The sequence below is a fragment of the Rhodobacter sp. TJ_12 genome, assembly GCF_020023995.1.
Lineage (GTDB): Bacteria > Pseudomonadota > Alphaproteobacteria > Rhodobacterales > Rhodobacteraceae > Rhodobacter.
The window spans coordinates 84,808-104,792 of record NZ_NRRD01000004.1; the positions used below are offsets into that span (position 1 = coordinate 84,808).

General features: G+C 61.1%; 18 protein-coding genes, 1 tRNA gene and 2 pseudogenes. 13 read left to right on the top strand and 8 right to left on the bottom strand.

The genetic code is table 11. The features are described from left to right. Positions 1 to 10: 10 nt before the first annotated feature. Positions 11 to 2,782, bottom strand: coding sequence for a glutamine-synthetase adenylyltransferase (locus CKO11_RS05220; protein WP_223633789.1), 2,772 nt, complete (start codon positions 2,780 to 2,782; stop codon positions 11 to 13). A gap of 125 nt (positions 2,783 to 2,907) precedes the next feature. Here CKO11_RS05220 and CKO11_RS05225 point away from each other — a divergent pair. Beyond that, positions 2,908 to 2,981: transfer RNA gene (locus CKO11_RS05225), tRNA-Gly, on the top strand. 384 nt (positions 2,982 to 3,365) lie between these two features. Here the strand turns inward: CKO11_RS05225 and CKO11_RS05230 are convergent. The 4 genes and pseudogenes from CKO11_RS05230 to CKO11_RS05240 all read right to left on the bottom strand — a co-directional run bounded on the left by CKO11_RS05230 (position 3,366) and on the right by CKO11_RS05240 (position 5,558). Beyond that, the gene (locus CKO11_RS05230) at positions 3,366 to 3,854 is read right to left on the bottom strand and encodes a hypothetical protein (protein ID WP_223633792.1); all 489 of its coding nucleotides are present in this window, start codon (positions 3,852 to 3,854) and stop codon (positions 3,366 to 3,368) included. Between the two features lie 7 nt (positions 3,855 to 3,861). Beyond that, positions 3,862 to 4,419: pseudogene (locus CKO11_RS05235) on the bottom strand (IS66 family transposase); the annotation flags it as partial. A gap of 32 nt (positions 4,420 to 4,451) precedes the next feature. Next, positions 4,452 to 5,093: pseudogene (locus tag CKO11_RS17610) on the bottom strand (DUF6880 family protein); the annotation flags it as partial. A gap of 153 nt (positions 5,094 to 5,246) precedes the next feature. Beyond that, positions 5,247 to 5,558 carry an ETC complex I subunit gene (locus CKO11_RS05240; RefSeq protein WP_223633795.1) on the bottom strand — a complete coding sequence of 104 codons (312 nt, stop codon included), beginning with the start codon at positions 5,556 to 5,558 and terminating at the stop codon, positions 5,247 to 5,249. Positions 5,559 to 5,910: 352 nt separating this feature from the next. Between CKO11_RS05240 and uvrB the strand changes: the two genes are divergently transcribed. From uvrB to CKO11_RS05255, 3 genes are all read left to right on the top strand, one after another. Continuing rightward, entirely contained in the window at positions 5,911 to 8,094 is a 2,184-nt protein-coding gene (gene uvrB, locus CKO11_RS05245; RefSeq protein WP_223633797.1) for an excinuclease ABC subunit UvrB, read from the top strand. Positions 8,095 to 8,182: 88 nt separating this feature from the next. Continuing rightward, entirely contained in the window at positions 8,183 to 8,548 is a 366-nt protein-coding gene (locus tag CKO11_RS05250; protein WP_223633800.1) for a hypothetical protein, read from the top strand. Positions 8,549 to 8,676: 128 nt separating this feature from the next. Beyond that, a complete protein-coding gene (locus tag CKO11_RS05255; protein WP_223633803.1) occupies positions 8,677 to 8,994 on the top strand; it encodes a hypothetical protein in 318 nt (105 codons plus the stop codon). Between the two features lie 37 nt (positions 8,995 to 9,031). On the opposite strand, the gene CKO11_RS05260 is transcribed toward CKO11_RS05255, so the two are convergent. Continuing rightward, complete coding sequence (locus CKO11_RS05260; protein WP_223633806.1) at positions 9,032 to 9,349, bottom strand: antibiotic biosynthesis monooxygenase family protein; 318 nt, start codon at positions 9,347 to 9,349, stop codon at positions 9,032 to 9,034. A gap of 254 nt (positions 9,350 to 9,603) precedes the next feature. Here CKO11_RS05260 and CKO11_RS05265 point away from each other — a divergent pair, with 254 nt between their 5' ends. From CKO11_RS05265 to CKO11_RS05280, 4 genes are all read left to right on the top strand, one after another. Continuing rightward, on the top strand, positions 9,604 to 10,701 hold the full coding sequence (locus tag CKO11_RS05265; protein ID WP_223633809.1) for an ABC transporter substrate-binding protein: 1,098 nt from the start codon (positions 9,604 to 9,606) through the stop codon (positions 10,699 to 10,701). 71 nt (positions 10,702 to 10,772) lie between these two features. Next, entirely contained in the window at positions 10,773 to 11,654 is an 882-nt protein-coding gene (locus CKO11_RS05270; RefSeq protein WP_223633812.1) for an ABC transporter permease, read from the top strand. Further along, on the top strand, positions 11,651 to 12,433 hold the full coding sequence (locus tag CKO11_RS05275; protein ID WP_223633822.1) for an ABC transporter permease: 783 nt from the start codon (positions 11,651 to 11,653) through the stop codon (positions 12,431 to 12,433). Before CKO11_RS05270 ends, CKO11_RS05275 begins: the two co-directional genes overlap by 4 nt. Continuing rightward, the gene (locus CKO11_RS05280) at positions 12,430 to 13,476 is read left to right on the top strand and encodes an ABC transporter ATP-binding protein (protein WP_223633824.1); all 1,047 of its coding nucleotides are present in this window, start codon (positions 12,430 to 12,432) and stop codon (positions 13,474 to 13,476) included. Before CKO11_RS05275 ends, CKO11_RS05280 begins: the two co-directional genes overlap by 4 nt. 132 nt (positions 13,477 to 13,608) lie before the next feature. Here the strand turns inward: CKO11_RS05280 and CKO11_RS05285 are convergent, their stop codons facing one another. Together CKO11_RS05285 and CKO11_RS05290 are read right to left on the bottom strand one after the other, a co-directional pair. Then, positions 13,609 to 13,833 (bottom strand): hypothetical protein, encoded by a 225-nt coding sequence (locus CKO11_RS05285; protein ID WP_223633827.1) that lies wholly within the window; start codon positions 13,831 to 13,833, stop codon positions 13,609 to 13,611. After that, positions 13,799 to 14,662 carry a MurR/RpiR family transcriptional regulator gene (locus CKO11_RS05290; RefSeq protein ID WP_223633829.1) on the bottom strand — a complete coding sequence of 288 codons (864 nt, stop codon included), beginning with the start codon at positions 14,660 to 14,662 and terminating at the stop codon, positions 13,799 to 13,801. The genes CKO11_RS05285 and CKO11_RS05290 overlap by 35 nt, the downstream gene beginning before the upstream one ends. A 160-nt stretch (positions 14,663 to 14,822) precedes the next feature. Here CKO11_RS05290 and CKO11_RS05295 point away from each other — a divergent pair, with 160 nt between their 5' ends. From CKO11_RS05295 to CKO11_RS05315, 5 genes are all read left to right on the top strand, one after another. Next, a complete protein-coding gene (locus CKO11_RS05295) occupies positions 14,823 to 15,593 on the top strand; it encodes an N-formylglutamate amidohydrolase (protein WP_223633832.1) in 771 nt (256 codons plus the stop codon). After that, positions 15,593 to 16,099 (top strand): TRAP transporter small permease subunit, encoded by a 507-nt coding sequence (locus tag CKO11_RS05300; RefSeq protein WP_223633834.1) that lies wholly within the window; start codon positions 15,593 to 15,595, stop codon positions 16,097 to 16,099. The genes CKO11_RS05295 and CKO11_RS05300 overlap by 1 nt, the downstream gene beginning before the upstream one ends. After that, entirely contained in the window at positions 16,099 to 17,424 is a 1,326-nt protein-coding gene (locus CKO11_RS05305; protein ID WP_223633837.1) for a TRAP transporter large permease subunit, read from the top strand. The genes CKO11_RS05300 and CKO11_RS05305 overlap by 1 nt, the downstream gene beginning before the upstream one ends. Positions 17,425 to 17,469: 45 nt before the next feature. Then, positions 17,470 to 18,507 carry a TRAP transporter substrate-binding protein gene (locus CKO11_RS05310; RefSeq protein ID WP_223633848.1) on the top strand — a complete coding sequence of 346 codons (1,038 nt, stop codon included), beginning with the start codon at positions 17,470 to 17,472 and terminating at the stop codon, positions 18,505 to 18,507. A gap of 83 nt (positions 18,508 to 18,590) precedes the next feature. Continuing rightward, entirely contained in the window at positions 18,591 to 19,952 is a 1,362-nt protein-coding gene (locus CKO11_RS05315) for a glutamine synthetase family protein (RefSeq protein ID WP_223633851.1), read from the top strand. The last annotated feature ends 33 nt before the right edge of the window (positions 19,953 to 19,985 follow it).

Sequence of the window (19,985 nt, forward strand, 5' to 3'; positions counted from 1 at the left end):
ATTTCCCTTTTTACGCCAGCGCGCGTTCAACGATCTGCGCCACTTCGGATGTGGTCCGCGCCAGCCGTTCGGCAAGGGCATCCAGATGATCGGCATCGGCTTCGCGCAGCAAAAACGCCCGTCCGCCCTCGCCGATCGCTTCCATATCCAACGGCCGGTCGGTCAGCAAGCGCCCCCCCGCCTGAAGCCGCCATAGAAACCGATAGGCCGAGGCCAACCGTTCCCCCTCTTCCTTGCTGATATAGCCCTCGCGGGGCCCAAGGCGCAGTTGCGCCTCCACCCGCCGCGCCGTGGCGCCCGCGCGCAGCGCAAAGCTTTGCGCCAGCAATTCGATATCTTGCAACCGGCCCGGGCCGATCTTGGCCTCCCATGCGCCATCGGGGGCCTTGGCCGCAAAAATCCGCGCCCGCATCTGCGCCAGATCGGGCAGCACCTTCTCCGCCGCCCCCTTGGCTTGCAAGACCGCCGCGCGCACCGCCTCGACATCCGCGCCCAAGCCGGTATCGCCCACCAAGACCCGTGCCCGGGTCAGCGCCAAATGCTCCCAGGTCCAGGCTTCTTCCATCTGGTAGGCGCGAAAACTGTCAAGCGACACCGCCACCGGCCCCTGCCGCCCCGAGGGGCGCAGCCGCATATCCACCTCATACAACCGGCCCTCGGGCGTGGGCGCGGTCAGCGCGGTGATAAAGGCCTGCGTCAGCCGCGCGAAATAGGGCCGCGTGGCCAAGGGTTTCGGCCCGTCGGACCCTTCTGCCCCCTGCGCATCATAAATCACGATCAGATCGAGATCGGAGGCCGCGTTAAGCCGTTCAGCCCCAAGGCTGCCCATCCCCACCACAACCGCACCCCGCCCCGGTGCGGGGCCATGTTTACGGGCGAATTCCGCGCCGACCTCAGGCCAAAGGGCCGCCACCGCCGCCCCGGCTATATCGGCATATTGCTTGGCGGCCTCGCCCGCATCGGCCAGCCCGCGCAGGTGGTGCACGCCGACCCGGAACCGCAACTCCTTGGCCCAGCGCCGCGCCGCATCCAGCTTTTGTTCGTAATCCGGCGCCGCCGCCAGGGCCACGATCAGATCTTCTTGCAGCTTGGCCTGCCCCGGCCAGGCTTCAAAGAAGGTGCCGCCCAAAACCGCATCCAAAACCCCGGCATTGCGGCTGAGATGCGCAGCCAGCCCCGGTGCGGTGGCGCAAATATCCACGATCAGGTCGATCAGTTGCGGATTCGCCTCAAACAGCGAAAACAACTGCACCCCGGCGGGCAACCGCGCCAAGAAACCGTCGAACTGGCGAAGTGCTTCCTCCGGGCAGGCCGCGCGCCCCATTCGGCCCAGAATCTCCGGTTCGATGCGGCGAAAGATCACCTGTGCCCGTTCGGAGCGCAGCGCCGGATAGGCGCGCCAACCCTCAACGATGGCGGCCTCGGTCTCGCTCAGGTCGGGGCGTTGCGCCTCTGCCCCGGGGGCAAAGAAGGCGCCCGTCAGTTCTTCGACCCGCTCCAGCCGTTCCTTCAGACGCGCGGTCCACGCCGCCACATCGCCCTCGCCCATCATATAGGCGATCCGCGCGATCCCCTCTTGCGCGCTTGGCATCAACTGGGTCTGGGCATCGTTGACCATTTGAATGCGATGCTCGATCTCGCGATGTTCGCGGTAGTGTTCGGTCAATTCGCGCGCCACATCGGCAGGCACCCAGCCTTTTACCGCCAGCTTGGCCAAGCCGCCCACGGTAGAGCGGTCGCGCAAATCCGCGTCGCGCCCGCCCGCAATCAATTGCCGGGTCTGGGTGAAAAACTCGATCTCGCGGATGCCGCCCTGCCCCAGCTTCATATTATGGCCCGGCACCTCGATCCGCCCGCCCAGCCCCTTATGGGCGCGGATACGCAGCCGCATGTCATGGGCATCTTCAATCGCCGCGAAATCCAGATGCTTGCGCCACACGAAGGGGATAAGCGTTTGCAAGAACCGCTCTCCTGCCGCGATATCGCCACCGCAAGGCCGCGCCTTGATATAGGCGGCCCGTTCCCAGGTGCGCCCCTCGGCCTCGTAATAAAGTTCCGCCGCCCCCATCGAAATGCAGACCGGCGTGACAGAGGCATCGGGGCGCAGCCGCAGATCGGTGCGAAACACATAGCCCTCGGCGGTGATGTCATTGAGCATCGCCGCCATCTTGCGGGTCACCCGAATAAAGGCCGCGCGCGCCTCCATCCGGTCATCGGGCGCGAATTGGGTTTCATCGAACAGGCAAATCAGATCGATGTCAGAGGAATAATTGAGCTCAAACGCCCCCATCTTGCCCATCGCCAAAGCGACCATACCGCCCGCCGTTTCGGCATCTTGCGCGGTTTTGCCGGGCAGCTTGCCGCGGCGGATTTCCTCGGCCACCAGCAGACGCAGCGCCAGCGTGACCGCCGTATCGGCCAAAAGCGTCAGCGCCCATGTCACCCGTTCAAGCGACCACGCTCCGCCCAGATCGCACAAAGCCGCGAGCGCCGCGACCCGGCGTTTGGCGCGGCGCAATTCCACGTCCAGCGCATCAAGCGCGACGCCGTCCAACCGTGCGATCTCGGCGCCGAAAGCGGCCAGCGGATCGCCCGAAAGCGCCGCCTTGAGCCAATCTTCCTCGCGCAGCAAAAGCCCCGCCAAATAGGGCGAACAGCCTGCCGTGCCCTGCACAAGGCTCTGCACCTCGGGGGCAAAATCGCCATAATGCGCGGCGACATCGGCGCCACGGGCGGGATCGAAGGCAATCGGTTGCCGGGTCAGGCTGGCTGCAAAACTCATGGCGCTACAGTAGCCACCGCGCGAAAGCCGTCAATCACTCCTTCACCCGGCCCCGCGTCTTCATCGCACCAACGCCCCATACGGCCTTGCAAGGCGCGTCTTGGGGTTGTATCACGCCGCCCAACGCGGGTGTTGTGTAATGGTAAGACCCTAGCCTTCCAAGCTAGAGATACGGGTTCGATTCCCGTCACCCGCTCCAACAGCCCCAACCCGGCCGCTTCCCCGAAATCGTCAGTCCAAGATCATGCGGCGGATGCGCCGCTTGCAGCAAAAGGGCGCCCTGTGGGCGCCCGAATTTCCTTGATCTTCCCCCAGTCAGGCCGCCCCCGCTTTGGAGCGTCGGCTTTGTGGGGCCAGTGGCTTTGTAGAACTACTTTGAGTTTTTCCCAAAACTCAAAATCTTCAAAAATAACCCAGCATATTCAATGACATGAAGACACCCCTTCAGATCGTCAGGCTGAGTTTTTCCCGTAGATAGGGTAAGTTCTTCCCGAGACACCCATCTTTTTTCCAATGCGCACATAAAAAAGGCCCGCAAGGCGGGCCGAAAACAAGAGACTTCAGGGAGGAGGCTCGGCGCCTGTCAGGCCGTCCGATAAGCCAGAGCTTCAGATGGCGACAAAACCACCGCCGCGAGCCCGTGTTCTTTGGGTTTGCGGAAGGCAGGAAGCTGGCCTGCCAAGATCGCGCTCAAGATTTCGATTGTTGTCCCGGCGCCTCGTTGGCAGACATAACTGATTGGATAAAGGTCGCGACCGTTCTCGTTCGCGGCCGAAGGCAGTTCAGAAAGTTTTACGAGAAAAGCGTCGAAAGAGCGCCGCGCGAAGACCACCTGGCGTACTTCACCTCGTGCGTTGCGGGGTACGAGGGGCTCGATCATCCCCTCTGCATATAGGGTTTGCATTTGAAACAATGAAGCGCCGATGTAATCCGCGACCTCAGCCATCGGAATGGCCGTTTCGAAATCCTGCAGGAGAGTGACAATTTCTTCGGCATCAAAACGTAGCAACCCGGCCTCCGCATCCGTCGCGCTCGCCGGCACCTTGCCCAACTTTTGAAGCAGGCGGGACATGCGCCGTTCACACGGGTTTGGCGTAGTTCCAAGGCAGCAACTCTTTGATATCCGCTTGTTTGTGCCCGCCCGCAATGGCTGTCAGGACGCCGGATAGATAGCCATGAGGTTCGATCCCGTTGAGTTTGCAGGTTTCGATCAGGGACGCGATGACCGCCCAATTTTGCGCCCCGGCATCATGGCCAGCGAAGAGCGCGTTTTTGCGGTTGAGGGCGATAGGACGGATGGTGCGCTCGACGGGGTTGGAATCCAGTTCGATGCGACCGTCGTCGAGGAACAGGATCAGCCCGTCCCAGTATTTTGCGATGTATTTCAGGGCTTCTCCGGTTGGTGATTTGGCTGAGACGCGGGCACGGCTTTGGGCAAGCCAAAGCGCGCATACGTCGATGATGGGTTTTGAGCGCTCTTGCCGAGCAGCGAGCCGTTGGTCGGCAGGCAGGCCGCGCAGATCTTTTTCGATGCGATAGAGCGCCTGGATTTGGACCAGGCCTTCCTGCGCAATCGGGGCTGTGCTGGACTGGGTGACCTCATGCAGTCTGCGGCGGCCACGTCCTGCAAGATGCGCTCCAACGTGTTATTGCGATGCGCACGGGCGCGGCTTTCGCGCTCCGAGTGGCGGACATAGTCGTGCTGGGCGAGGTCCGCGGCAGAGATCGGCGCGTCAAAAGCCGCAGTCGCCTTTCCCTTCAGCGCGGCAAGCCCGTCCGGGCCAAGCGCCGGCGCAAGAACGTCAATCGCGTGATCAAAGGCGCCGTAACCATCTGCGACCGTGGCCTCAAGGATTTGCTCGGCCAAGGTCTCTGCGCTGAGCGTCAGCTGCGGGGCGATCTCGCCAATGGCCTCCATTGCGGCGCGCATCGTGTCACCAATGCTGCCCCAGCTGTCATCGGTGCGCGCATGGATACCTTCAGCGAGATGCAGCTGCGCCCAGAGCAGATCAAAGGCCAAAGACGGCGCAGTGGGCGCGATGCGGGTTGTGATCAGCTCGATAACCCCGGTCAACTCCTGCGCGAGCTTTTTCTGTGCGGGACGGTTGAGGAAACTTTGGGCCCGCCGGATCGCGGCAAAGCGCTTGCGGATATCGGCGGCCACGGCCTCGGGTCCGTCATCGGCGGCCAACGCCATGCGCACCCGACGTTGCCGCGCGGCATCCCCCTTCACTGTCTCAAGGAGAAGATCGGCCAGAGCCTCGGCGCCGAGTGCCATCAGATTGGTTTTGTTGAGCGGTTTTCCGGCCATGGCGCTGCCTTTGTATCTCCGAGGTCATCCTAGCATAACGAACGCCCCCGCAAGTCAACATATAGAAAAGGCGCCCATCGGGCGCCCTATATATATAGACCTCGGGAAAAACTTAGCCTTCGTTGGGAAAAACTCAGGTTAGCTCTACAAGGCTCAGTGGGTCCAGTTCGCCCGGCGATTGGGTTGGAAATTCTCGCCATAGCCCATCGGGCGAATGTTCACCGCCCGTTTGTGGGCCCCGGTCACGGTGTAGTCGATCCCGTGGCTCTTGGCATATTGCTCTGCGGCCTCGCGGCTTTCGAATTTCAACCGCACCTGGCTTTGCATATCGCCCGAGCCGGTCCAGCCCATCAGCGGGTCGATATCGCGCCCCTCAGACGGCAGGAAATCCAGATACCACAGCCGGGTCTTGGCTTGGCCGGACTGCATCGCGTTGCGGGCAGGTTGATAGATACGTGCGCGCATGGGGAACCTCTCTGCTGACCTTTTGTTTCTAGCGCTTCAGGCCAAAAGCGCAAGCCTTGCATACCGCTGTGTGCCGAAATCGGCAGGCGAACAGGGTCAAAGCTACGGGAAGGGTTGCTACCGGCCGGGTCTGGGGAGCGAGGGGTGGGGTGGTGCCCCGGCCGGTAGCCTATGCTGCTTGCCCGGCCACCATGCGAAACCCGCCCGGAAATCGCAAGCAGAAATGCCGCGCAAGCCATTGATATGCATGAAAAATTGGAGCATTTACCTTAACCTTTCCGCAACACTTTCCACAAGGCCTTGAAAGAGAACGAAAAGGGACCGACATTGAGGCCTGCCTCAGGAGCCCGCAATGCCGCATAACACCACCGACCAGCCCGTGCCGCGCCCCGACGTGCTGACCCGCCCCAAGCTGGAGGGCGGCAAACGCTTTGTCATGGCGACCGATTTTGCCCCTGCGGGGGATCAGCCGACCGCGATTGCGGAACTTTCGGCGGCAGTGCTGGCGGGCGAGCGCGATCAGGTGCTTTTGGGGGCAACCGGCACCGGCAAAACCTACACCATGGCCAAGGTGATCGAAGAAACCCAGCGCCCCGCCATCATCTTGGCGCCCAACAAGACCTTGGCCGCGCAATTATACGGCGAATTCAAAAGCTTCTTTCCCGATAACGCGGTCGAATATTTCGTATCCTATTACGATTATTACCAGCCCGAGGCCTATGTCGCGCGGACCGATACCTATATCGAGAAGGAATCGATGATCAACGAACAGATCGACCGGATGCGCCACTCGGCCACCCGGGCGCTTTTGGAACGCGATGACGTGATCATCGTGGCCTCGGTCTCGTGCATCTACGGGATCGGCTCGGTCGAGACCTATTCGGCGATGACGCTCGATTTGAAACTGGGCGAACTTTACGACCAGCGCAAATTTCTGGCCGATCTGGTAGCACAGCAATACAAACGCCTTGATGCCGCCTTTCAGCGCGGGGCCTTCCGGGTCAAGGGGGACACGGTCGATCTGTGGCCCGCGCACCTTGAAGACCGCGCCTGGCGCTTTAGCTTCTTTGGCGAAGAGCTTGAAGCGATTACCGAATTCGATCCGCTTACCGGGGCAAAGACGGACAGTTTCGAACAGATCCGCATCTATGCAAACAGCCACTACGTGACCCCGCGCCCGACCCTGCAACAGGCGACGAAATCGATCCGGGCAGAACTTGCGCAGCGGCTCAAGCAGCTGAATGACGAGGGCAAACTGCTGGAGGCGCAGCGGCTCGAACAGCGCACCAATTTCGACCTGGAGATGCTGGAGGCCACCGGCGTCTGTTCGGGGATCGAGAATTATTCGCGCTACCTGACGGGCCGCAACCCCGGCGAGCCGCCGCCCACGCTGTTTGAATTCATCCCCGATAACGCGATTGTCTTTGCCGATGAATCCCACGTCACCGTGCCGCAAATCGGCGGCATGTATCGGGGCGACTACCGGCGCAAATTCACGCTGGCCGAACACGGGTTCCGCCTGCCCTCTTGCATGGACAACCGGCCGCTGAAATTCGAGGAATGGGATGCGATGCGCCCGCAATCGGTCTTTGTCTCGGCCACCCCCGCGGCTTGGGAGATGGAGCAAACCGGCGGTGTGTTCACCGAACAAGTCATCCGCCCCACCGGACTTTTGGACCCGGAGGTCGAGATCCGACCGGTCGAAACGCAGGTGGACGATCTGCTGGACGAAATCCGCAAGGTCGCCGCCAAGGGCTTGCGTGTTTTGTGCACCACGCTGACCAAGCGCATGGCCGAGGATCTGACCGAATATCTGCACGAACAAGGCATTCGCGTGCGCTACATGCATTCGGATATCGACACGATCGAGCGGATCGAGATTTTGCGCGATCTGCGGCTGGGCGCCTTTGACGTGCTGATTGGCATCAACCTTTTGCGCGAAGGGCTCGATATTCCCGAATGCGGGCTGGTGGCCATTTTGGATGCGGATAAAGAGGGGTTCTTGCGCTCGGAAACCTCGCTGATCCAAACCATTGGCCGGGCGGCGCGCAATGCCGATGGCCGGGTGATCATGTATGCCGACAAAATCACCGGATCGATGCAGCGCGCGCTGGATGAAACGAACCGGCGCCGCGAAAAGCAGATCGCGTATAACCAAGCGCATGGGATCACGCCGCAAACCGTGCGCAAGAATGTGGACGATGTGCTGGCGGGCCTGTGGCAGGGCGATACCGATATGTCGCGCGTCACCGCAAAAGTTGACAAAGTGCAAGCCGGGGCCAACCTGGCCGCGCATCTGGAAGGGCTGCGGGCGCAAATGCGCAAAGCCGCCGAGAACCTTGAGTTTGAAGAAGCGGCCCGGCTGCGCGATGAGGTCAAACGATTGGAAGCGGTGGAACTGGCCGTGGCCGATGACCCGCTGGCGCGGCAATCCGCGGTGGATGACGCGGTCGAGGCTGCCACCAAGGCCAAGGGGCGCTCCACCGCAGGGCGCCCGGGACAACGCGGCGGCGTGAAACGGCCCAAGAAGCGCTAGCGCAAAACTCTCGCGCATAAGCTTAAAAACCTACAAAATTACACGTTTTCGGTGTATGGTCGGGGTGTTTTGACCAAGGAGTTTTCAAATGAAACAACCGACCGAAAACCACCGGGACTGGTTGCGCGGCCTGCTAGAAGGGGCTCCGCGCAGTGAGATCGCGCACTGGCGCGACAGCATGCACAAGAAACTCGAATATCTTGAACTGGCCTTGCCGGATGGCGCGCATCTGCCCGAGCCGACCCTGCAGGGCTATGATGACCCGCTGTTTTATGATGATCCGCTTTTCTATGATGACCCGCTCTTCAAGCGCATTCTGGCCAAGGACCCAAAGCGGGCCGATTGGGTCGAACGCCTTAAAATCGCGCGTCAGGTCAAGGCCGCGCGCGATCTGCTGAAGACCATGGAAGAGGTCTTAAAGACGAAAGAGCGCGACCACATCCCCCATCGCTAAGCCCGCGCCCAACACTGCGGACGCTCCAGAGGGCGGTCGGCTCTGGCGCCGCCCCCATCGGCTGGATAGACTTCGAAAATCACCCTTTTTTCTGCTAGGGTTGTCTTGTTTCGGAGGAGGACAAGACCATGCAAAGCCCCACTTTGGGGTCGCGGTTCGTGAATCCTGTCAAACCCGCGATGCCCGAACTGACCGAGGATGAGCGCGCCCGTGCCGTTGCCGCCTATTGCGCGCATCTTAACGCCCCCGGCCTTCAGCCCGCCGACCGGCTGCCCCCCGATCCCGCCGATCCAAGCCTGTTTGACGCGCCCGTGCTTGATGCGGTCGCGCGGTCGAGCGGGGCGGCAGCGGCCTGCGTGGCGCATATCCGGCGCAGGCGCGATCGCAAGGCGGCGCTGGCACTGCTGCGCGCGCTGCAACAGCAGGCCGCCACCTCAATGACGTGACCGGCGCGCCGATCCCCATCCCGATCCCCGGCTGGCGTCAGAAATCTGCCGCCACCTCATACATCACCGGCTCAAACCCCCGGCACAGGGTGTTGATCACCTTGTTGCGCGCAATCATTTCGGGGCTGCGCAGCATCGCTTGGTAATCGCCGCGCTTTTCCCACTTGGAATAGGTGGCGATGCGGGTCTGGGCATCGTTCATATGCAGCCCCGCCCCTAAAAACCCATCGGCCTTGCTGATGCATTCCGCATAGGCCGCTTTCAGATGTTCCATCAATTCGGTGGCCGTGGCCGGTGTCATCTCAAAGGTGCAAATCACCGTCTGGCCGTCAAAATCGGCTTTGATCTCTGGCATTGATTTTCCTCCTGTCTCCCTTGCGACAGGATGGCACAGCTCTGCACAAAATCCAGCCCCTTCGCGCGCCCCCTCCGCCAAAGTGACGGGCAGGTAACAGAATTGTTGCAATGCGCTAGGTTTCGGACAAATCTTTCCCGGTCGGTAAAATCCGGCCACCGCAGGCGCGCGCACGTTGCAAGACTGTCATGGAACGCGCCTAGGTGCTGGCTGGTGCCCATTGTGGGCCCAACCGTCCAACGGGGAGACTGAAAATGAAACCGATCCACTTGCTTGCCGGGGCTGCTGCGCTTCTGGCCTCGACCGCGCTGGTGCAGGCCGAAGATATGGCCGCGCTGGAGGCGGCCGCGAAAGAAGAAGGCATGCTGACCACCATTGCGCTGCCGCACAGCTGGTGTGGCTACGGCGAGGTGATCGCGGGCTTCAAAGAGAAATATCCCGATATCGAAGTGAACGAGTTGAACCCCGATGCGGGCTCGGCCGATGAGCTGGAAGCGATCCGCGCGAACGTCGGCAACACCGGCCCGCAAGCCCCCGATGTGATCGATGTGGGTCTGTCCTTTGGCCCGCAAGCCAAGGAAGAAGGCCTGTTGCAGCCCTATAAAGTGGCCACGTGGGACGATATCCCCGCATCGGTGAAAGATGCCGATGGCTATTGGTATGCCGATTATTATGGCGTGATGTCCTTCATGGTGAACAAAGACCTTGTGATGGACACGCCCACCGATTGGGGCGACCTGCTCAAGCCCGATTACGTGGGCCAAGTGGCGCTGGCCGGTGACCCGCGCGCCTCGAACCAAGCGATCTTGTCGGTGCTGGCGGCGGGCATGGCTGCGGGCGGGGCAGCGGGGCAAGAAGCCGGCGAAAAGGGCCTTGAATACTTCAAGGAAATGAACGCGAACGGCAATTTCGTGCCGGTCATCGGCAAGGCGGGCACGCTGGCGCAGGGGGCCACCCCCATCGTGGTGATGTGGGACTATAACGCCTTGGCCGCGCGCGACACGCTGGCGGGCAACCCGCCGGTCGATGTGGTCGTGCCCGACTCGGGCGTTTTGGCGGGGGTCTATGTTCAGGCGATTTCCGCCCATGCGCCGCATCCGAATGCCGCGAAACTCTGGATGGAATATCTTTATTCGGATGAAGGCCAAAACCTCTGGCTCAAAGGTTATTGCCACCCGGCGCGCTTCAACGCGATGGCCGAAGCGGGCGTGATCCCGCAAGAGCTGATCGACGCGCTGCCCCCAGCGGAAGCCTATGCCAAGGCCTATTTCCCGACGCTGGATGAGCAAGGCGCCAATAAAGACGCCGTGACCGCAGGCTGGGATGCGGTCGTGGGCGCCAACGTCCAATAAACCGGGGCCCCTGCCCCATCACCGCCCCTGGCCCGCGCCGGGGGCGGCTTTTGACCAAATGGACCCCAAGCGTGACAGAGCATCCCCCGCCGCCCCCGCGCCCGCGCCGCAGGCTCAACCTCGCCTGGATCGGCATTTTGCCTTTTGCCGCCTTTGTCGCGCTGTTTTTGATTGCGCCAACGATGAAGATCGTGATCGGCGCGTTTCAGCGCGCCGATGGCAGCTTCACGCTGGAAAATATCTTTGGGCTGTTCACGCCGACGATCTTGTCCAGCTATTGGGTGTCGATCAAAATCTCGCTCGCCTCTTCGGCTTTGGGGTCTTTGATCGGCTTTTTGATGGCCGCGGCAATGGTGCTGGGCGGTTTGCCGCGGTTCATACGCTCGCCCCTACTGACCTTTTCGGGCGTGGCGTCGAACTTTGCAGGCGTGCCGCTCGCCTTTGCGTTTTTGGCAACCCTTGGCCCGCTGGGTTTGGTCACCATGTGGCTGCGCACCGAATTTGGCATCAACCTGCGCGCGATGGGGTTCAATATCCTTAGTTTCTGGGGCCTGACGATCACCTATATCTTCTTTCAGATCCCCTTGATGATCTTGATCATCACCCCCGCGCTGGATGGGCTGAAACGCGAATGGCGTGAAGCCGCGCAATGTTTGGGCGCTTCGGCCACGCAATACTGGACGCAAGTGGCGCTGCCGATCTTGGCCCCCAACATTTTGGGCACCTTCGCGCTTTTGTTTGCCAATGCGTTCGGGGCTGTGGCCACGGCCATTGCGCTGACGGGGTCAAGCCTTAACATCGTGCCGATCATGCTGTTTGCGCAAATTCGCGGCGATGTGCTGGGCAACCCACATCTGGGCTATGCGATGGCCTTTGGCATGATCTTGGTAACAGCGCTGGCCAATGTGCTTTATATCGTGCTGCGGATGCGCTCAGAAAGGTGGCTCAAATGAAACGCGCCGCCGCTTGGTCGATCCTTCTGGTCGGCATGATCTATTTCATCCTGCCGCTGGTGGGCATGGTCGAATTCTCGCTTTCGATGAAACGCGGTATCTATAGTTTCGAAGCGTATCGCGTTGTTTTTGCCGATCCGCAATTTCGCCAGACCTTCTCTTACTCGGTGATGATGGCGGTGCTGACGATCCTCTTTGGCGTGCTTTTGGTGGTGCCCACGGCGTTTTGGGTGCGGCTCAAGCTGCCGGGGCTGCGCCCCTATGTGGAATTCGTCACGCTATTGCCGCTGGTGATCCCTGCCATCGTCGTCGTCTTTGGCTATATCCGGCTTTACAACACCTCTAGCTGGTTGCCGATGACCGGCTCTGTCACCGGCACCAACCTGTTGCTGCTCTTTGGCTATTCGATGCTGAGCCTGCCTTATATGTATCGCGCCATCGACACCGGGCTGCGCACGATTGATGTGGCCACGCTGACCGAGGCCGCGCAATCGCTCGGCGCGGGCTGGTTCACGATCTTGGCGAAAATCATCATGCCAAATGTTTTGGTGGCGGTGCTTTCCGGCGCGTTCGTCACCTTTGCCATCGTGATGGGGGAATTCACGCTTGCCGCGCTTTTGGACCGGCCCGCCTTTGGCCCCTATTTGCAGCTTATGGGCGCGAACAAGGCCTATGAGCCCTTTGCCCTATCCACCATCGCTTTCATCATCACTTGGGCCTGTATGGGGCTGATTCAGCTCGTGACCCGGCTCACCAAACACGACAAGGCCGCCCGATGAGCTATCTCACGCTATCGCATCTGGAAAAAAGCTTCGGCCCGGCGCGGGTGGTGAAGGATTTCAACCTGACCGTGGACCAAGGCGAGTTCATCTCGCTTTTGGGGCCCTCTGGCTGCGGCAAGACCACGGTTTTGCGCATGGTGGCGGGGTTTGAACTGCCCACCGCCGGCGGCATCACGATCGAGGGGCGGGACGTGACCCGGCTCAAACCCAACCAGCGCAATATCGGCATGGTGTTTCAGGCCTATGCGCTGTTTCCCAACCTGACGGTCGCGCAAAACGTGGGTTTTGGGCTGAAGGTGCAAGGCGCGCCCAAGGCCTCGATCAAGCCGCGGGTGGCGGAAATGCTATCGCTGATTGGCCTTTCCGACCTTGGCAACCGCTACCCGTTCCAACTTTCGGGCGGGCAGCAGCAGCGGGTGGCCTTGGCGCGTGCGCTTGCCCCCAAACCCTCGGTGCTGCTTCTGGATGAGCCGCTTTCCGCGCTGGATGCCAAGGTGCGGGTCAGCCTGCGCAATGAAATCCGCCAAATTCAGCGCGAATTGGGCATCACCACGATTTTTGTCACCCATGACCAAGAAGAGGCGCTCTCGATGTCGGACCGGGTGGTGGTGATGCATGAAGGCATTGCCGATCAGGTCGGCACGCCCTTTGACATCTACAACCGCCCCGCGACCCGGTTTGTGGCGGGCTTTGTCGGCACGCTGAACACGCTGGAAGCCAAAGTGCTGGATGCGGCGGCTGGCAAGGTGACGCTTGGCGGGACCGAAATCACCCTGCCCGCCCCCTTGCCTGCGGGCCCCACCGTCACGCTGGGCCTGCGCCCCGAAGCGATCCGGCTTAGCGCGGCAACGGGCCCGCAGCTTCGCGCCACGATCAAGGATGTGGATTTTCTGGGATCAGTGATCCGGCTGCGCGCCGATCTGGCGGGGCAGCCGATCGCCTTTGACACGTTCAACACCACGCGGGTCGCCCCGCCCAAAGTGGGCGAGACGGTCGCGCTGGGGCTGGATACGGCGGATCTTTTGGTGATCGGCGCTTAGCGTGCAACTGCCGGTCACCACATAGGGCTGCGCGGTGGTCATTTTACCGATTTGGCTCAGCACCATCGGGTAAAATTGCCCGTCAATCAAAGCCGCTGCGGGCGCCGTATCGAACCATTGATCTCAGACAAGCTAGCCCCCCTCGGGCCCGGCATCGAACCGCAACAACCGCCCGGCGCGTTCGGGTTTCGACCAATCGGTCAGCACCGCGCTGAACGATCCCGGCGCCCCTTGCACGATTTCACACGCGCCCATTTGCGCATAGCTTTGCGCCGCTGCGCCCCCCTGTCCCGTCTGCGACGCGGGGGCGCCCGAAGCGCGCTTATTTCCGGCCCCGAAAGAAACGCGCACGCTCATAAAGCTCTTCAAGCCGCTGCATCCTTGCCGATGTGGTCTCCCATGTCAGCGCCTGCACGGCGGCCATCAAGGTTTCCACGATCAACTGGATCGCCACGGTGCTATCCCACGCGCTTGGCACCTCCACCTGCGCGGACAGACGAATGCGCGCATGCGCGGCGGCGGGGCTGACCCAAGGATCGGTGATTAAGATCACCTCCGCCCCCTGTTCAGCGGCCATTTCCACCAGTTGTAAAACGGCGTTTTCATAGCGGCGAATGTCAAAAACCAGCAAAACATCGCCCTGCCCAATCTCCAAAAGCGCGGGCGGCCAGGCGTTTGACACCGGCATCAACAGTTCCACATCCGGGCGGATCACCTTCATATGGGCGACGAAATATTCCGCCATCGCCAGCGTGATCCGGCCCCCGGTGGCAAAAATCTTGCGCGCCGGATCGGCCAACAACGCTGCCGCCGCATCGAAATCGGCCTGTTCGATCTGCGACAGCGTGGTATGAAGATTGGCCATCACCGCATCGGCGAAACGGTTCAGCACATGCCCCTCGGGCGCTTGCGCGGCCCAAAGATCATGCTTGGCCAAAGGGCCGACAAGGCGCGATTCGAGTTCATCGCGCACCGCCGCTTGCAGCCCCGCATAGCCGCCATAGCCCATTTTTTGGGCCAGCCGCACCACGGTGGGCGAGCTAACGTCAGCCCCGCGCGCCAGCTGCGTCACCGAGCCCAAAAGCGCCAGCGGATATTGGCGCAGGATGTGACTGGCCAATTGTCGCTCGGCCCGCGTCATCGTGGCGATCGCCGCGCGCAATTCTTCTTCGATGGTTCGTTTCATTGCCGCCAAAATGGGCACTCCTTGCTGCGCGAGCCATGCCGCACCGCCGAACAGATTGTAACAGAAATATTCCGCCTGAAATGATGTTGACAGTTTCCGCGCCCCGGTCAAGCCTGCAAGAGGAGATCGAAGAATCGACGCGGAGCACGGGGAGCGACGGGTGGAAGATCAGCTGCAAGGCGCGGTCGTCATCGAAAGACGCGCGGCTCAGGGGCCGTTTGTTTTCGTTTGCGAACATGCGGTGAATGCCTTTCCCGCGCCATGGGGCGATCTGGGCCTCAGCAGCGAGGTGCAATCGGCGCATGTGGCGTGGGACCCGGGCGCGCTGGGGCTGGCGCGCGGCTTGGCCGAACGGCTCGACGCCCCCTTGGTGCGCGCCACCACCTCGCGGCTGATCTATGACCTCAACCGCCCGCCGCAGTCGCCCGGCGCGATGCCCGCGCGCTCCGAAATCTTTGACATTCCCGGCAATGCCGCGCTGGACCCGGCCCAGCGCCTGACGCGCACACAAGCGCTTTATCTGCCATTTCATGCGCAATTGCGCACACTTTTGGCCGAAAAGCTGGCACTGGGGCAGCGCCCTATCCTTGTCACAGTGCATTCTTTTACGCCGGTCTATCATGGCCGCCCGCGCGCGGTCGAATTGGGCATCATCCATGATGCAGACCCGAGCCTTGCCTGCGCCGTGCTGGAAGAGGCGCGCGCGCAAACCCCGCTCGATGCGCGGCTGAATGATCCCTATAGTGCCGCAGATGAGGTGACCCATACGCTGGCGCTGCACGCCACGCCGATGGGGCTGCGCAATGTGATGCTCGAATTGCGCAATGACCTGATCGCCGATGCGCTCGCACAAGCGGCCATGGCCGCGCGTCTGGCCCCGGTTCTGCTGGCCGCGCTGGCCCGCCTCGACAAACCGCTGGAGGTCGTGTGATGCCGCGCTTTCTTGTCGCCTATGTCCATGCCGTCGAGGCGGTGAACCGCAAGCTTGGCCGCATCGCCATGTATCTGCTGTTTGTGATGATGGGGATCATGGTCTGGTCGATGATCACCAAATTCGCCCATATCCCCGCGCTGTGGACGCTGGAAATGGCGCAGTTCACGCTGGTCGCCTATTACATGCTGGGCGCGCCGTGGACCATGCAATCCGAGGTGAACGTGCGCATGGATCTGATCTATGCGCGCTTTTCTCACAAGGGCAAAGCGCTGACCGATGCGCTGACGGTCTTCTTCTTGATGACCTATCTGGCCATCATGCTTTATGGCGCGTTTGACAGCACCGTTTATTCCTACACTTACAACGAGCGAAACCCGACCGCGTGGCGGCCGGTGCTTTGGCCGCTTAAGACCATCATCACCTTCAGTTTCGCTTTGATGCTGCTGCAAGCCACAGCACTTCTGATCCGCGACATTGCCACTTTGCGCGGGGAGAAGATCTGATGGATCACAATACCATCGCCCTTTTGATGTTTTCCTCGCTGATGCTGATGATGCTCACCGGGCAGCGCGTCTTTGGCGCGATTGGCTTTGTTGCGGTGATTGCGGCGCTGACGCTTTGGGGGCCGGGCGGCACCGATATGGGCTTTTCCGCCGTGATGAAGCTGATGAAATGGACCCCGCTGCTGACGCTGCCGATGTTCGTTTTCATGGGCTATGTGATGAGCGAAAGCCGCTTGGCCGAAGACCTGTATCGGATGTTTCACGTCTGGTTCGGCCCGCTGCCGGGTGGGCTCGCCATTGGCACGATTTTGTTGATGGTGCTGATTTCGGCGATGAACGGGCTGTCGGTCGCGGGCATGGCGATTGGGGCCACGATCGCGCTGCCCGAACTGGTGCGGCGCAACTATGACAAGCTGATGATTTCGGGCGTCATTCAGGCGGGCTCCAGCCTTGGCATTTTGATCCCGCCCTCGGTCGTGCTGGTGCTGTTTGCACTGATTGCACGCCAGCCCGTTTCCAACCTGTGGCTGGCGGGCATTGGGCCGGGGCTTTTGATGGCGGTGATGTTCATCGCCTATATCACCATCCGCACTTGGCTGAACCCGAAGCTGGCCCCGCGCATGAGCGCCGAGGAACGCGCCAGCATCCCGCGGGCCGAGAAATACAAGCTTCTGCGCGCAGGGCTTTTGCCGGTTTTCATCTTTGCCGCGATGATGGTGCCCTTCATCAACGGCTGGGCCAGCCTGACCGAGGCCTCGGTCGTGGGCGTTGGTGCCACGGTTTTGGTCGCCGCCCTCAAGCGCCGCCTGACTTGGCGCGTCTTCGAAACCGCCACCAAGCAAACGCTGCATATCACGGTGATGTTCATGCTGATCATCACGGCGGCGCTGTCCTTTGGCGCGGTGTTCGATGGCTTGGGCGCGGGCCGCGCGATCCAGACCTTCTTCACCTCGGATCTGGGGCTCGCGCCTTGGATGATCTTGGTGCTGATGCAGCTCAGCTTTCTGGTGCTTGGCATGTTCTTGGACGATACCGCGATGCTGGTGATCGTCGCCCCGGTTTTCGTGGGGCTGGCCAAAGCGCTTGGCTTCGATCTGATCTGGTATGGCGTGCTTTATACCATCACCTGCCAAATCGCCTATCTGACGCCGCCCTTCGGCTATAACCTGTTCTTGATGAAGGCGCTGGCGCCCCCCGATTTTACGCTGCCCGTGATCTATCGCTCGGTGCTGCCTTTCGTGTTGGTGATGGTTCTGACCTTGGTTTTGATCATGGTGTTTCCGCAAATTGCGCTTTGGCTGCCGCAAACGGTTCTGGGGCGCTGACGAACAACGACCCCGAATGGGGCATCCCACAACAAGGAGAGAGAAATGACGACGACGAGACGGAAGTTTCTGACCACCGGTGCCGTGGGTGCCGCCGCCGCCGCAGGGCTTGCCGCCCCGGCGCGCGCGCAAGACACGATCAAATGGCGGCTGCAAACCTATGCAGGCCCGGCGCTGGCCGAAGAGGTGGTGAAACCCGCGATCGAGGCGTTCAACACCATCGCCAATGGCCAAATGGAGATCGAGCTTTACACCTCGGACCAGTTGGTGCCGACGGGCGAATTGTTCCGCGCCATGCAAAACGGCACCATCGATGCCGTGCAATCGGATGATGACTCTATGGCCTCTCCCACCGAGGTGACGGTGTTTGGCGGCTATTATCCCTTTGCGCTGCGCTATTCGCTCGATGTGCCTGCGCTTTTCAATTCCTGGGGGTTGAAGGAAATCTGGGAAGAAGAATACGCCAAGGTGGGCATCAAGCACATCTCGGCGGGGTCGTGGGACCCGTGCCATTTCAATATGAAAGAGCCGGTCAACTCGCTTGAGGATCTGCGCGGCAAACGCGTCTTCACCTTCCCAACCGCCGGGCGCTTCCTCGCGCAATTCGGCGTCATTCCGGTGACGATCCCGTGGGAAGATGTGGAAGTTGCGTTGCAAACCGGCGAGCTTGATGGCCTTGCGTGGTCGGGCATCACCGAAGATTACACCTCGGGCTGGTCGAAAGTGGCGCCCTACTTCCTGACCAACAACATCTCGGGCGCTTGGATTGGCCACTTCTTCGCGAATATGGAGCGCTGGAACGCCGTTCCCGCCCACCTGCAGCAGCTTTTGCAAACCTGCTTCGACCAATCGCATTATCGCCGCCAATGGTGGTATTGGGCGGGCGAAGCCAAGCTGCGCGTCGAAGGCGAGGATATGAAGCTGACCTCGCTGCCGCCGGAAGATTATGCCAAGCTCGAAGAGGCCGCGCATAAATTCTGGGATGAAATCGCCGCCGAAAGCCCGCTGAAGGCCAAGGTCGTCGAGATCATCCGCAAATATAACGACACGATGGTGAAGGCTGGCGCGCCTTACCGCAGCTAATCGGTTCGGGCCGGGGACTGCCCCGGCCCAAGCCCCAACGGCCTGCGCGCGGCGGGACAACCGCGCCACTAGTGGAGGAAATCATGCCCGCAAACCTGACCTTCGAGACGCTGAAAACAGCCGTTGCCAGCGGCGAGATCGACACGGTGATCGCCTGCATTTGCGACATGCAGGGCCGGTTGCAGGGCAAACGCTTCCATGCGCAGCATTTCATCGACAGCGCTTGGGAAGAAACCCATTGCTGCAACTATCTGCTGGCCACCGATATGGAGATGGTCACGGTGGAGGGCTATGAAGCCTCTAGCTGGCGGCGCGGCTATGGCGATTATGTCATGAAGCCTGATCTTGACACGCTGCGCCGCATCCCGTGGGTGGATGGTACGGCGCTGGTGATGTGCGATGTGCTGGACCATCACACCCATGATCCCGTGCCGCATGCGCCGCGTTCGGTGCTAAAGCGCCAGATCGACCGCGCCAAGGCGATGGGCTTTGACGTGATGATGGCGACCGAGCTTGAGTTTTTCTTGTTCGAGCAAAGCTATCCCGATCTGTTTGACGCGGGCTATCCGATCCCCACCCCGATGGCGCGTTACAATGTCGATTATTCGCTGATGGGCACCGCACGTGACGAGCCGATCATGCGCGACATCCGCAATTTCCTTTATGGCGCGGGCATTCCGGTCGAATGTTCGAAGGGCGAGGCCGAATGCGGCCAAGAAGAGATCAACGCGAAATATTCGCACGCGCTTGATACCGCCGATATGCACACGCTGATCAAGCAAGGGGTGAAGGAAATCGCCCAGCAACACGGCGCCTCGGCCACCTTCATGGCGAAATACCATACCGACAAGGCGGGCTCGTCAAGCCACGTGCACCAATCTTTGTGGCAAGACGGCGCGAATGCGTTCTACGACCCCGAAGCCGAATATGGGATGAGCGCGTTGATGCGCCATTTTCTTGCCGGTCAGCTAGAATTTTCGCGCGATATCAGCTATTTCTTGGCGCCTTATGTGAACAGCTACAAGCGCTTCTGTGTCGGGTTGTTTGCGCCGACGAAAGCCGTCTGGTCGCTGGACAATCGCACCGCAGGCTACCGGATCTGCGGCGAGGGCACCAAGGGCGTGCGCGTCGAATGCCGCATCGGCGGCGCCGATCTGAACCCCTATTTGGCGTGTGCGGCGCTGTTGGCGGCGGGGCTTGAAGGCGTCGTAAACAAGCTTGATCCGGGCGCGCCGATTTCGGGCGATCTTTATCATGCCGAAGCGCCCGAAGTGCCCAAAACCCTGACCGAGGCCGCCGAAGCGCTGGAAAATTCGGATTTCCTCAAACGCACCTTCGGCGAAGAGGTGGTGGCGCATTATGTCCGCGCCGCGCAGTGGGAAATCGAAGAAAGCCAGCGCGTCGTGACCGATTGGGAACGCCAGCGCGGGTTTGAACGCGCCTAACAAAACAGTTTTACGGGGCCGAAGGGGCCACGA